The organism is Sphingomonas sp. CFBP 13714 (assembly GCF_014842205.1).
Lineage (GTDB): Bacteria > Pseudomonadota > Alphaproteobacteria > Sphingomonadales > Sphingomonadaceae > Sphingomonas > Sphingomonas aerolata.
In genome coordinates, this window is record NZ_JACYVG010000002.1 from 699,561 (window position 1) to 712,916 (window position 13,356).

General features: G+C 66.5%; 9 protein-coding genes. 8 read left to right on the forward strand and 1 reads right to left on the reverse strand.

The annotated features are described in order from the left end of the window. Positions 1–187: 187 nt before the first annotated feature. Both secG and IFT54_RS07690 read left to right on the forward strand, forming a co-directional pair. Positions 188–580 carry a preprotein translocase subunit SecG gene (secG, locus tag IFT54_RS07685; protein WP_031395050.1) on the forward strand — a complete coding sequence of 131 codons (393 nt, stop codon included), beginning with the start codon at positions 188–190 and terminating at the stop codon, positions 578–580. An 84-nt stretch (positions 581–664) separates the two neighbouring features. Then, complete coding sequence (locus tag IFT54_RS07690) at positions 665–2,299, forward strand: CTP synthase (RefSeq protein WP_192070119.1); 1,635 nt, start codon at positions 665–667, stop codon at positions 2,297–2,299. Positions 2,300–2,681: 382 nt separating this feature from the next. Here the strand turns inward: IFT54_RS07690 and IFT54_RS07695 are convergent, their stop codons facing one another. Then, on the reverse strand, positions 2,682–3,146 hold the full coding sequence (locus IFT54_RS07695) for an Hsp20 family protein (protein ID WP_031440813.1): 465 nt from the start codon (positions 3,144–3,146) through the stop codon (positions 2,682–2,684). Positions 3,147–3,388: 242 nt separating this feature from the next. On the opposite strand from IFT54_RS07695, the gene IFT54_RS07700 reads away from it, so the two are divergent. The 6 genes from IFT54_RS07700 to dnaE all read left to right on the forward strand — a co-directional run bounded on the left by IFT54_RS07700 (position 3,389) and on the right by dnaE (position 13,352). Further along, entirely contained in the window at positions 3,389–5,851 is a 2,463-nt protein-coding gene (locus tag IFT54_RS07700) for a TonB-dependent receptor (RefSeq protein WP_192070120.1), read from the forward strand. Positions 5,852–6,329: 478 nt separating this feature from the next. Further along, positions 6,330–7,580 carry a lipoprotein-releasing ABC transporter permease subunit gene (locus IFT54_RS07705; RefSeq protein WP_031396032.1) on the forward strand — a complete coding sequence of 417 codons (1,251 nt, stop codon included), beginning with the start codon at positions 6,330–6,332 and terminating at the stop codon, positions 7,578–7,580. Further along, positions 7,573–8,286, forward strand: coding sequence for an ABC transporter ATP-binding protein (locus tag IFT54_RS07710; protein ID WP_042467156.1), 714 nt, complete (start codon positions 7,573–7,575; stop codon positions 8,284–8,286). The genes IFT54_RS07705 and IFT54_RS07710 overlap by 8 nt, the downstream gene beginning before the upstream one ends. Positions 8,287–8,296: 10 nt before the next feature. Then, entirely contained in the window at positions 8,297–8,893 is a 597-nt protein-coding gene (locus IFT54_RS07715; RefSeq protein WP_192070121.1) for a GNAT family N-acetyltransferase, read from the forward strand. Then, complete coding sequence (locus IFT54_RS07720; RefSeq protein WP_192070122.1) at positions 8,890–9,366, forward strand: glutathione peroxidase; 477 nt, start codon at positions 8,890–8,892, stop codon at positions 9,364–9,366. Before IFT54_RS07715 ends, IFT54_RS07720 begins: the two co-directional genes overlap by 4 nt. Positions 9,367–9,863: 497 nt before the next feature. Then, the gene (dnaE, locus tag IFT54_RS07725; protein WP_192070123.1) at positions 9,864–13,352 is read left to right on the forward strand and encodes a DNA polymerase III subunit alpha; all 3,489 of its coding nucleotides are present in this window, start codon (positions 9,864–9,866) and stop codon (positions 13,350–13,352) included. The last annotated feature ends 4 nt before the right edge of the window (positions 13,353–13,356 follow it).

A 13,356-nucleotide genomic window follows, 5' to 3' on the forward strand; every position in this document is an offset into this window, starting at 1 on the left:
CCATCTGAATTTCAGGGTCTACGTCCCGTTAAGGAACGTCATTACGCTGTCACAACGCCCGCCCGCACGGCTTGTTTCCGTGTGTTTCGGTGTCGCGTGCGATATCCGGAGCCCGGGATGCGGTTGATCGTTGCCGCCGGCTCGCCTATGTGCGCGGCTTCGTAAAAGTTCCGGGGTTTTCCGCGCAATGTTCGCCTTCCTGCTTGTCATCCACGCGATCATCGCGGCCGCCCTCGTCACCGTGATCCTCATGCAGCGGTCGGAAGGCGGCGGTCTGGGTATGGGCGGCAGTCCCTCGGGGCTGATGTCGGCCCGCGGCGCCGCCGATTTCCTGACGCGCGCAACGGGCGTACTCGGGACGATGTTCGTGCTGTTCTCGATCCTGCTCGCGATCCTCGCGGCGAATCACCGCAGCACCGACATCGACACGTCGCTCGCCCGCACGCCCGCCGCCGCCGCCACCGCGGTTCCGACCGCGGAGCCCAAGGGCGATGCGGCACCGTTTGCCGGTGGTGCAGAGAATGCCGGCGCCGCCGCACCGGCGCCTGCCGACAATGGCGCGGTCCCGCTCGCCCGCTAAACACTCCATTCGCCGACAAAAGCGCCCTGCGTGATCCGCGGGCGCTTGTCGTTCGTCCCCAACACACGCTACGAGACTCTTCCCATGGCTCGGTACATTTTCATCACCGGGGGCGTGGTATCGTCGCTCGGTAAAGGTCTCATGGCGGCATCGCTTGCCGCCCTCCTCCAGGCACGCGGCTACAGCGTCAGGATCCGGAAGTTCGATCCGTATCTGAACGTCGATCCCGGCACGATGTCGCCCTATCAGCACGGCGAGGTCTATGTGACCGACGACGGCGCGGAGACCGATCTCGACCTCGGTCACTATGAACGCTTCACCGGCGTGCCCTCGCGCCAGTCGGACAACGTCACCTCCGGCCGCATCTATCAGCAGATCATCGCGCGCGAACGCCGCGGCGACTATCTCGGCGCGACGGTGCAGGTCATCCCGCACGTCACCGACGCGATCAAGGCGTTCGCGCGCGCCGAGACCGACGATGTCGACTTCGTGCTCTGCGAGATCGGCGGCACCGTCGGCGACATCGAATCGCTCCCCTTCATCGAGGCGATTCGCCAGCTGAAGAACGAGGAAGGGCGCGGCAAGGCGATCAGCATCCACGTGACTCTGGTCCCCTATATCGCCGCCGCGGGCGAGCTGAAGACCAAGCCGACCCAGCATTCGGTCCGCGAACTCGCCGCGCTCGGCGTCCAGCCCGACGTGCTCGTCTGCCGCTGCGAACACCCGCTGCCGCCGTCGGAGCGCGCGAAGATCGCCCTGTTCTGCAACGTCCCCGCCAGCGCGGTCATCCCCGCGCTCGACGCGAAGAGCATCTATGCGGTGCCGCTCCAGTATCACGGCGAGGGCCTCGATATCGAGGTGCTGCGCGCGTTCGGGATCGAACCCGCCGCCGCGCCGGACCTGTCGCGCTGGACCGAGATCATGGACCGGCTGACCAATCCGCAGGGCGAGGTCACGATCGGCGTGGTCGGCAAATATGTCGGGCTGCAGGACGCGTACAAGTCGCTCAACGAGGCGCTGGTCCACGGCGGCATCGCCAACCGCGTCAAGGTCAACGTCCGCTGGATCGACGCCGAGCTGTTCGAGAATGCCGAGAGCGACATCGCCGGCCAGCTCGAGCCCTGCGACGCGATCCTCGTCCCCGGTGCGTTCGGCGAACGCGGCGCAGAGGGCAAGATCGCCTCGGTAAAGTTCGCGCGCGAACGCAAGATCCCCTATTTCGGGATCTGCTTCGGGATGCAGATGGCGTGTGTCGAGGGCGCACGCGGTCTCGGCGGCATCCCCGATGCCTCGTCGACCGAATTCGGCCCGACCGACAAGCCGGTGGTCGGCATGATCACCGAATGGATGGGCCGCGAGGGTCTCGAGACGCGCGCGGCCGAGGGCGATCTCGGCGGCACGATGCGGCTCGGCGCCTATGACGCCAAGCTCGACGGCAACAGCGTCGTCGCGGCGATCTATGGCGGCACCGACATCTCGGAACGCCATCGTCACCGCTACGAGGTGAATACGGGCTACAAGGACGTGCTCGAACAGGGCGGTCTGGTCTTCTCGGGCATGTCGCCCGACGGCACGCTGCCCGAGATCGTCGAGCGTCCCGACCATCCCTGGTTCGTCGGCGTCCAGTTCCACCCCGAACTCAAAAGCAAACCCTTCGACCCGCACCCCCTGTTCGCCAGCTTCATCGAAGCCGCCGTCAAACAGAGCCGCCTCGTCTGACCCAACCGGGCGCCCCCGGGGGCGCCCACCAAAGCGAAATATCGATCACGCGAAGGCGCAAAGGCGCAAAGGGACCCAGAATCTTAGCGCCTTCGCGCCTTCGCGCGAACAAGACCCGCTCCGCCTGGTCCGAACAGAAGAATGTGTCCACGCGGAGACGCGGAGACGCGGAGACGCGGAGAGAAATCGTGGCCTATCGCAGCCAGCCTCACTCTAGGTTCGCGCAGGATTTAATGAGGGCCGCGACGCGGCCAGGAAAATCTCCGCGCCTTCGCGCCTTCGCGCCTCCGCGCGAACAAAATTCTGCTACCCTCCGAACCCCGGACACAAAAAAGGCGCCCGGACCCAAAGGATCCGGACGCCCCACAGCGCTGACCAGAAATCAGGCAGCCTGATCGACAGCAACCGTATCGACCGCAGCCAGCGGCGCGCCGGTCTTGATCGCGATGCTCTTCGGCTTCATCGCCTCGGGCACTTCGCGGACCAGGTCGATCACCAGCAGCCCGTCGTTCAGCCGCGCATCCTCCACCAGCACGAAGTCCGCCAGCTCGAAGCGCCGCTCGAACGAGCGGTTGGCGATGCCGACATGGAGCAGCTGGCCCTCGGGCGCGCGCTCCTCCTTCTTGCCCGCGACCAGCAGCAGGTTCTGCTGCGCGGTGATCGCGATCTCGTCGCGCGAGAAGCCGGCGATCGCCAGCGTGATGCGGTAACGGTCCTGCGCGATCCGCTCGAGGTTGAACGGCGGGTAATTGTCGGACGTCGCGGCGCGCGCGTTCGTCTCGATCATGTCGAACAGCCGGTCGAACCCGACGGTCGAGCGGCGATAGGGGGTAAGGTCGAGTCGCATGGTCAAATCCTCGTCTTGAGCAATCCAACATCAGCCCTGGCCCGCCTGTGCGCGGCCCGGGCACACGGCCCATCAGGCGCCGTGCGGCAGTGATCTGGTCACCCCGCAAAAACCTTCAAGATCGCACCGCCAAGATTTTCTCCAGGCTCCTGATAGCGCAGCTTTGCCCCTGCAAAGCCGTTCCCGATTGAACTCCCACCAAATCAATGGACTTTTAGCGCCAAGGTTCAAGGGAGACGATCATGGCCCATATTTTCGCGATGCTGGTCGCTGCGCAGGCGGCCGCATCACCGCTGCCCACACCCGCCGATCAGGCCGCACCCGCGCCGCAGGACACACAGCGCGACACCGGCCGGGTCGGCGCGGCACAGCAGGGCGGGGGAGACATCGTCGTCACCGCACGCCGCCGCGCCGAGACGATCCAGAGCGTGCCGATCGCGATGTCGGTGATCGGCGGCCAGGCGATCGCCGACACCGGCGCGTACAACGTCAACCGCATCACGCAGTTTCAGCCGACGCTGCAATTCTACTCGACCAACCCGCGCAACTCCGCCGCCAACATCCGCGGGCTCGGCGCGCCGTTCGGCCTCACCAATGACGGCATCGAACAGGGCGTCGGCATCTATGTCGACCAGGTCTATTACAGCCGCATCGCCTCGGCGACGTTCGACTTCACCGACACCGAACGGATCGAGATCCTGCGCGGGCCGCAGGGCACGCTCTACGGCAAGAACACCACCGCGGGCGCGATCAACATCTACACGCGCAAGCCCAGCTTCACCCCCGAGGCGCGGATCGAGCTCACCACCGGCAATCTTCGCTTCGTCCAGGCCAAGGCGTCGGTGTCGGGCCCGCTCGTCGACGACCGGCTCGCGATCCGGCTGTCCTCGTCGATCACCCGGCGCGACGGCACGATCCGCAATCTCCGCACCGGCAAGGACGTCAACGCGCAGGACAATCAGAGCCTGCGCGGCCAGCTCTTCTGGCACGCGACCGGCAATCTCGATCTCACGCTGTCGGGCGACTATAATCACCAGAACCCCGATTGTTGCGCGCAGATCTTCGCACGCGTCGGCACCACGCAGCGGCCCGTGTCGCGGCAATATGACGCGCTCGCCGCCGCGCTCAACTACACCCCGCCGTCGCGCGACGCGTTCGACCGCGTGACGGATCTCGACACCCCGCTGCGCGCGCGGCAGGAGCTGGGCGGCGCCGCGCTGCTCGCCGAATGGGATCTCGGACCAGTATCGCTGACCTCGGTCTCGGCATGGCGCATCTGGGACTGGAAGCCGTCGAACGACCGCGACTTCATCGGCCTGCCGATCACCTCGGTCTCCGCCAACCCGTCGCAGCAGGAACAGGTCAGCCAGGAGGTCCGCCTCTCGTCGAACGGCCGCAACACGGTCGATTACGTCGCCGGGCTGTTCTACTTCCACCAGACGATCGACACGCAGGGGCTGCAGGTCCAGGGCGCCGCCGCCAGCCGCTACCTGCTCAACCCGACCAGCGCGAACGCATCCAACCCCGCGGTACTCGACGGCCTGACCGCGACCAACACGATCGGCTTCAAGAACACGTCGGCGGCCGGATTCGGCAAGGTGACGTGGCACATCGCCGACAATCTGTCCTTCGCCCCCGGCCTGCGCGTCAATTACGACAGGAAGACCGGCTCCTATGTCTCGGTCGTGACGACGGGGGCGGGGGCTGTACTCAACTGTTCGACCACCGCGCAGGCGGCCAGTTCGGTCACGCGCGACCGGTGCAGCACGCTCGCGCCCCAGGTCTACACCCCCGCCTTCGACGACTGGAACGTGTCGGGCGACGCGACGCTCGCCTATGACGTCGCGCCCGACATCCACGCCTATGCGACCTATGCGCGCAGCTACAAATCGGGCGGCATCAACCTGTCCGGGCTCCCGCTCGACGGCGCGAACAACCCGATCCTCGCCTCGGCGACGGTCAAGCCCGAGACGGTCAACCATTACGAACTCGGCCTCAAGACCCAGTTTCTCGACCGCCGCGTGACGCTCAACCTCGCGGGCTTCTGGACCGAGATCAACGATTACCAGGCGACCGTCACCAACGGCCAGCTCGGCGTGCTGCGCGGCTATCTGGCGAATGCGGGCAAGGTGCGGACGCGCGGGTTCGAATTCGACTCGGCGTTCCGCCCGACCGCGCGCTTCAACCTCTACGTCAACGGCGCCTATACCGACGCCAAATATGTCCGCTTCGTCGATGCGCCATGCCCGCCCGAGCTGTCGGGCGGCACCACCGCGACCGCTGGCCAGAGCCCAAGCCCGGCAGGGACCCCGGGCGGGATCAGCCCCGCAAACTGCGACATTTCGGGCCAGCGCCTGCCGGGCATCTCGAAATGGGCCTTTTCCTACGGCGCCGAATACGACCTGCCCGCGCGGATCGGCGGTCTCGATGGCCAGGTGTATCTGGGCTATGACGGCAGCTACCGCTCGACCTTCTCGTCCAACCCGTCCGCCTCGGCCTATACCGACATCAAGGGCTATGCGCTCGGCAATGTCCGGCTGGGCTTCCGCGGCGAGGACCGGCTGAACGTCTTCGCCTGGGTCCGCAATGTCTTCGCCAAGGATTATTACGAATTGCTCGCGCTGCAATCGGGTAGCACGGGGCTGGTCGTCGGCCAGCCGGGCGATCCGCGCACCTACGGCGTCACGATCTCGCGCTCGTTCTGATACGGTTCACAAACGCTGCTCTACTCTATCTGCTATAAAGAGAGATCCGGGCGAAGGGTGAGAATTGGAAGCTCCCACTCTTCGTCCGGTGCCTGTTGCACTTCGGGGGTTCCGGGAACGGCGAATAGTGTATTCGTTGTAAGGAAAATGGCCCGGACAAGCAAACGCCCGGACCGTTTCCGATCCGGGCGCCTGCGTGACGATCGCTCGTCAGCCCCCATTTTGTCGCTTCCGCTCTGCACCTTCGGTGCGGCGTCAAAGCATTCCCCGAACCACGGCCGTTGCCTGTGTCTCAGCGAGGTTTTTGCTAAGTAATTGCGTGGTGTTTGTCACCCTGTTTGCGGGGCGCGCCACACGATTGGCAGGGGGCTGTGTCGAATCCGCAACAGACCAATCCAGACGCGGCCATGGTTGCCTCGCGCGGGGCCGCGTCCTAGAGCCGATGGACATCTCTTATAACGATCGAACCCCCGCACCCATGATCCTGTCACGCTATGAACGGATGATCGCCCGGCGCTATCTGCTGCCGGGCAAGGGCGAGGCGTTCATCTTCCTCGTCGCCTCGATCAGCCTGGTCGCCGTCATGCTCGGCGTCGCCGCGCTCGTCATCGTGATGAGCGTGATGAACGGCTTCCGCGCCGAGCTGTTCGACAAGATCGTCGGGCTCAACGGCCATGCGGTGGTCCAGCCGCTCGGCGGCCGGATGCCCGACTGGCGCGAGATCGTCGCACAGGCGCGCGCCACCCCCGGCGTCACCAGCGCGGTACCGCTGATCGAACAGCCGCTCGCTGCCACCTATAACGGCCGCGCGGAGGCGGTTCTCGTCCGCGGGATGCGCGTCGACGACATCCGCCGCAACTCGACGATCCAGGACAAGGTGCTGATGGGGTCGCTCCAGTCGATCACGCAAGGCTCCGGCCGGATCGCGATCGGCTCGCGGCTCGCCGAGTCGCTCGGTGCGCAGGTCGGCTCGGACATCTCGCTGTTCAGCCCGCAGGGCCAGACCACGCCGTTCGGCACCGTCCCCCGCATCGTAAGCTACAAGGTCGGCGCGATCTTCGAGATCGGCGTCTACGACTATGACAAGGCGTATATCATCATGCCGATCGAGGATGCGCAGACGCTCCTCCTGATGGGCGACGCCGCGGGCATGGTCGAGCTGAAGACCGTCGATGCGGACAAGGTCGGCGAGATCCTGCGGCCGCTCGCCGAGAAGATCGGCGGCCGCGCGGTCATCCAGGACTGGCGGACGATGAACGCCCAGCTGTTCGAGGCCTTGGCGGTCGAACGCGTCGCGATGTTCACCGTGCTGTCGATCATCATCCTCGTCGCGGTCTTCAACATCCTGTCCTCGCTGATCATGCTGGTCCGCGCCAAGACGCGCGACATCGCGATCCTGCGGACGATGGGCGCGACGCGCGGGGGGCTGATGCGGATCTTCATCGTCGTCGGCACGACGATCGGCGCGCTCGGCACGCTCGCCGGGCTCGGGCTCGGCTTCGTCTTCCTGTTCTACCGGCAGGGCGTCGTGAACTTCGTCCAGCTCGTGACGGGGCAGAATCTGTGGGATCCCTCGATCCGCTATCTGACCGAACTCCCGTCGAAGACCGATCCGGTCGAGATCATCGTGATCGCGCTGATGGCGCTGATCTTCAGCTTCCTTGCCACGCTCTATCCGGCCTGGAAGGCGGCGAGTACCGACCCCGTGCAGGTGCTGCGTTATGAATAATGGCCTTCCGATCGAGCGACGCAGCGCGCAGGCGTACGACTATGTCCTGCAGACCAGCGGTCTGACCAAAAGCTTCACGCAGGGTGGCGCGACGATCGACGTGCTGCGCGGCATCGACCTCGGAATCGCACCGGGCGAGATCGTCGCGCTGCTCGGCCCGTCGGGCTCGGGCAAGTCGACGCTGCTCCAGGCGGTCGGGCTGCTCGAGGGCGGGTTCCAGGGATCGATCAAGATCGCCGGTACCGAGGCGTCGAAGCTCAACGCGCACGAGCGCACCGTGGTGCGCCGCGACAGCCTCGGCTTCGTCTATCAGTTCCATCACCTCCTCCCCGATTTCAACGCGACCGAGAATGTCGTCCTGCCGCAGCTCGTCCACGGCGCGACGCGCGCACAGGCGGATGCGCGCGCGGCCGAACTCCTGACCCAGCTCGGGCTCGGCCACCGCCTCACGCACCGCCCAAGCCAGCTCTCGGGCGGCGAGCAGCAGCGCGTCGCGGTCGCCCGCGCGCTCGCCAACAAGCCCGCGCTGGTGCTGGCGGACGAGCCGACCGGCAATCTCGACGAGCATACCGCCGACATCGTCTTCGCCGAATTCGTCCGGCTGGTCCGCGAACAGGGCACCGCGGCGCTGGTCGCGACTCACAACGAGCGGCTCGCCGCGCGGATGGACCGCGTGTTCCGGCTGCACGAAGGCCGGCTGGCATGAGCAACGGGGCATGAGCTGGAACGCGACACCGACGCTCGTCGGGCGTCACGTCACGCTCCGCCCGCTGGTCGCGGCGGACAAGGATGCGCTGGTCGCCGCCGCGTCTGCGGATGATCTCTGGGACCTGTTCTACGCCAATGTCGCGCTGATGAAGGCGCCCGATCGCTGGCTCGCGGCGGCGTTCGAGCAGCAGGACTTTGGCCGCGCGCGGGTCTTCGCGGTGGTGGTGGACGGCATCGTCCGCGGCAGCACGCGCTTCATGCGGATGAGCGCGGCCAACCGGCGGCTTGAGATCGGCGGCACCTTCTACGCCACCGCGGTCCAGCGCACCGGCGTCAATACCGAGGCCAAGCGGATGCTGCTCGCCCACGCGTTCGACACGCTCGGCTGCGAATGTGTCCAGATCCGCACCGACAGCCTCAACAAGCGCTCACAGGCCGCGATCGAGCGGCTCGGCGCGAAACGCGACGGCGTGCTGCGCGGCCACCAGGTGATGGCCGACGGCCGCTTGCGCGACACCATCGTCTACAGCATCCTTCGCCACGAATGGCCGGGCGTCCGTCAGAACCTGACCTATCTGCTCGCCCGACACGAGGACCGCGCATGACCATCACCGACTTCACCGTGAAGGCCGCCAACGGCACCCCCGCGTCGCTCGCGGCCTATGCCGGCAAGGTGCTGCTGATCGTCAACACCGCCTCGAAATGCGGCTTCACCCCGCAATATGAGGGGCTCGAGGCGCTTCACCGCGACTATGCCGATCGCGGGTTCGAGGTTCTCGCCTTCCCCTGCAACCAGTTCGGCGCGCAGGAACCCGGCGACGCCGCGGAGATCGCGAACTTCTGCACGCTCACCTACGACGTGACCTTCCCCGTCTTTGCGAAAGTCGACGTCAACGGCGGCGAGGCGGACCCGCTGTTCGACCGCCTGAAGTCGGACGCCCCCGGCGTGCTCGGCTCGAAGGCGATCAAATGGAACTTCACCAAATTCCTGATCGACCGCAACGGCAAGGTCGTCGACCGCTACGCCCCCACCACCAAACCCGCGGACATCCGCACCGACATCGAAAAACTGCTCTAGAACTTCGGCTCGCGCCACCACCCCGGCGAAGGCCGGGGCCCAGTTGGAAAGGCCACAGTAACGAAGCGCAGACCTCAGTCAGCAACCTCCCCCCACTGGACCCCGGCCTCCGCCGGGGTGGTAGTTTTGGGCAGCACCCTCACCAAAAGACTGTTCCCCCGCAAAGGCAGGGACCCCGCCCGGACTCCCACCTCCTTTCCTACCACCCCGGCGAAGGCCGGGGCCCAGTTGGAAAGGCCACAGTAACGAAGCGCAGACCTCAGTTAGCAACGTCCCCCAACTGGGCCCCGGCCTCCGCCGGGGTGGTAACTGTAGGCAGCACCCGCACCACAAGGATGTTCCCCCGCGAAGGCGGGGGCCCAGACTGGCCTCCCGCCTTCGCGGAAGAACAGCCTCGAACCAAAAACCAAACCCCCCACCTCAACTCATCGCGTCCCAACCCACACCCCCCGCCATCGCGTCTGGTCGAATCACGCCGCAACGCCTACCTCTCACCCATGCATTCCGGTTACGTCCCGCTCCGCGTCTTCTCCTGCTACACCATGCTCGACGGCGCGATCGATCCCAAGGCGATCGCCAAGCAGGCGCGCGCGCTCGGCTTTCCCGCCGCCGCGCTGACCGACCGCAACGGCCTCTACGCCGCGATGGCCTATTCGGACGCCGCCAAGAAGGACGGCGTCCAGCCCGTCATCGGCGTGATGCTCGGCCTCAGCCGTCCCGACATGCCCGACGGCATCGCCACCCCGTTCGACTGGATCGCGCTCTACGCCCAGAACGCGACGGGCTATGACAACCTCTGCGCGCTCGTCTCGATGGCGCATCTCGACCGCCCGATCGAGATGCCCGCGCATGTCGATTTCGCCGCGCTCGAGCGCCATGCCGACGGGCTGATCGCACTGACCGCGGGCGGCGAGGGCGGTCTCGCGCGGCTGTTCGCGGAGGGCCAGCCCGACCGCGCCCGCGCCTATCTCGACCGCCTCCAGCACCTGTTCGGCGACCGCCTCTACATCGAGCTCTCACGCCGCGGCGACGCGACCGAGATCGCCGCCGAGGACGCGCTGATCGACATCGCCTATGAGCGCAACCTGCCGCTCGTCGCGACCAACCCGTGCTGCTTCACCGAAAGCGCGTTCGGCGACGCGCACGACGCCATGCTCTGCATCGCGCACTCGACCTATGTCGAGACCGAGGACCGCATCCGCAGCTGCCCCGAAGCGTGGATGAAGCCCGCCCCGGTGATGCACGAGATGTTCGCCGACCTGCCCGAGGCGATCGCCAACACGCTCGTCGTCGCGCAGCGCTGCGCGGTGATGGCGCCCTACCGCAAGCCGATCCTCCCCAGCCTCGCCGGCGATATCGAGGGCGAGGCGAAACTGCTCCGTGACGATGCCGAGGCCGGGCTCGAAAAGCGTCTGGCACGCATCACCGAGCTGCACGGAGAGGCCGAGGACGGCTGGCGCGACGTCTATCGCGCGCGGCTCGCCTTCGAGGTCGACGTGATCGTCCAGATGGGCTTTCCGGGCTATTTCCTGATCGTCGCCGACTTCATCAAATGGGCGAAGGATCACGACATTCCGGTCGGCCCCGGCCGTGGTTCGGGCGCAGGCTCGGTCGTCGCCTGGGCGCTGACCATCACCGATCTCGACCCGATCAAGCTGGGGCTCCTGTTCGAGCGCTTCCTGAACCCCGAACGCGTGTCGATGCCCGATTTCGACATCGACTTCTGCGAAACCCGCCGCGGCGAGGTGATCCGCTACGTCCAGGAGAAATACGGCCGCGATCAGGTCGCGCAGATCATCACCTTCGGAAAGCTGAAGGCACGCGCGGTGCTGAAAGACACCGGCCGCGTGTTGCAGATGAGCTATGGCCAGATCGACCGCCTCGCCAAGCTCGTCCCCAACCACCCGACCGATCCCTGGACGCTGGAGCGCGCGCTGAACGGCGTTGGCGAACTCGCCAAGGAATATGCTAACGACAATGGCGTGCGAAAGCTGCTCGATCTGGCGATGAAGCTCGAGGGGTTGCCGCGCCACTCGTCGACGCACGCCGCCGGCGTGGTGATCGGCGACCGGCCCTTGGCCCAGCTCGTACCCCTCTATCGCGATCCGCGTTCGGACATGCCCGTCACGCAGTTCGACATGAAATATGTCGAGGGTGCGGGCCTCGTGAAGTTCGACTTTCTCGGCCTCAAGACGCTCTCGGTGCTCCAGAAGGGCGTGCAGCTGCTCGCCAAACGCGGCATCAAGGTCGATCTCGACGCGCTCGAATGGGACGATGCCGGCGTCTACGCGCTGCTCCAGAAGGGCGACACGGTCGGCGTGTTCCAGCTCGAATCGGAGGGCATGCGCCGCACGCTGTCCGCGGTCCGCCCGTCCAACTTCGGCGACATCATCGCGCTCGTCTCGCTCTACCGACCGGGCCCGATGGATAATATCCCGTCGTTCGGCCGGCGCAAGAACGGCACCGAGACGATCGAATATCCGCACCCCGCGCTCGAATCGATCCTGTCGGAGACCTACGGGATCTTCGTCTATCAGGAACAGGTCATGCAGGCCGCGCAGATCCTCGCGGGCTTCTCGCTCGGCGGCGCCGATCTGCTGCGCCGCGCGATGGGCAAGAAGATCAAGGCTGAGATGGACGCACAGCGCGCGATCTTCGTCGAGGGCTGCGCCAAGGTGAACAATATCCCGAAGGCGAAGGCCAACGAGCTGTTCGACTTGATCGACAAGTTCGCCGGCTACGGCTTCAACAAGAGCCACGCCGCCGCCTATGCGCTGCTCGCCTACCAGACCGCGTGGCTGAAGGCGCACCACCCGCACGAATTCTTCGCCGCGTCGATGTGCTACGACCTGCACCAGACCGACAAGCTCGCGATCTTCACCGACGACATGCGCCGCCTCGGCATCGCCACGCTGCCGCCCTGCATCAACGCGAGCCAGGCCGAGTTCGACGTCGAGGTGAAGGACGGCGAACCCGCGGTCCGCTACGCGCTTGGCGCGCTCAAGTCGGTCGGCGAAGGCGCGATGGAGAAGCTCATCGTCGAGCGCGTCCAGAACGGCCCCTTCGCCGGGCTCGACGATCTCGCCAAGCGCGTCGACCCGCGCCTGCTCAACAAGCGCCAGCTCGAAACGCTCGCCGCCGCGGGCGCGTTCGACGGGCTCGAGCCCAACCGCGCCGGCATCCACGCCACCGCCGAGACGATCCTCGCGATCGCCGCACGCACCCACGCCGCCAAGACCAGCGGGCAGGGCGGTCTGTTCGGCGACGCGGAACCCGCGGGCGACGCGATCAAGCTGCCGCCGTCGGTCCGCTGGACGCTGAGCCAGCGGATGGATCAGGAGAAGGAGGCGTTCGGCTTCTACTTCTCCGCGCACCCGGTCGACCGCCACCGCCACATCGCCAACAGCCACGGCGCGCGCGCCTATACCGCCTTGTCGGAGCTCAACATTCCCGACGATGGCAGCCGCGCCGGCGCGACGATGGCGGTGCTGGTCGAGGATGCGCGCTATCGCACCTCCGCACGCGGCAAGCGCTTCATGATGGCGCAATGCTCGGACGCCAGCGGCCAGTTCATGGCGACCTGTTTCGACGATCAGGTCTCGAAGGATCTCGAGGACGCCGCCAAGGCGGGCGGCTGCGGCCTCATCACCGTCGAGCTCGACCGCAAGCCCGGCGAGGACACGCCGCGCGTCAGCATCAAGCGGATCCAGCCGTTCGAGGGGCTCGCCAACATCGCGCGCTTCCAGGTCGTCGTGACCATCTCGGACATGGCCGCCTTCGCCGGGCTCGCGTCCTTGCTCGCCGATCACCGCGGCGCGCGCGGCGAGGTGCGCGTCCGCGCGATGCTCCCGGACGGCGAGGTCAGCATCCTGCTCGGCCGCGATTTCCTGCTCGACGGCGAGCTTGCAGAGCACATCGAGTCGTTGCACGGTGTGACAAAGGTGGAGCTCAAGACCTCGGAAACGCGGCTGGCTCTCGTCGGATAACGGC

What these genes read in the sequence shown, in the direction of transcription:
- IFT54_RS07695 (WP_031440813.1), bottom strand. Translation starts at nt 3,146, where the DNA reads ATGCGACTCGACCTTACCCCCTATCGCCGCTCGACCGTCGGGTTCGAC.
- IFT54_RS07705 (WP_031396032.1), top strand. Translation starts at nt 6,330, where the DNA reads ATGATCCTGTCACGCTATGAACGGATGATCGCCCGGCGCTATCTGCTG.
- IFT54_RS07710 (WP_042467156.1), top strand. Translation starts at nt 7,573, where the DNA reads ATGAATAATGGCCTTCCGATCGAGCGACGCAGCGCGCAGGCGTACGAC.
- IFT54_RS07715 (WP_192070121.1), top strand. Translation starts at nt 8,297, where the DNA reads ATGAGCTGGAACGCGACACCGACGCTCGTCGGGCGTCACGTCACGCTC.
- secG (WP_031395050.1), top strand. Translation starts at nt 188, where the DNA reads ATGTTCGCCTTCCTGCTTGTCATCCACGCGATCATCGCGGCCGCCCTC.
- IFT54_RS07700 (WP_192070120.1), top strand. Translation starts at nt 3,389, where the DNA reads ATGGCCCATATTTTCGCGATGCTGGTCGCTGCGCAGGCGGCCGCATCA.
- dnaE (WP_192070123.1), top strand. Translation starts at nt 9,864, where the DNA reads ATGCATTCCGGTTACGTCCCGCTCCGCGTCTTCTCCTGCTACACCATG.
- IFT54_RS07690 (WP_192070119.1), top strand. Translation starts at nt 665, where the DNA reads ATGGCTCGGTACATTTTCATCACCGGGGGCGTGGTATCGTCGCTCGGT.
- IFT54_RS07720 (WP_192070122.1), top strand. Translation starts at nt 8,890, where the DNA reads ATGACCATCACCGACTTCACCGTGAAGGCCGCCAACGGCACCCCCGCG.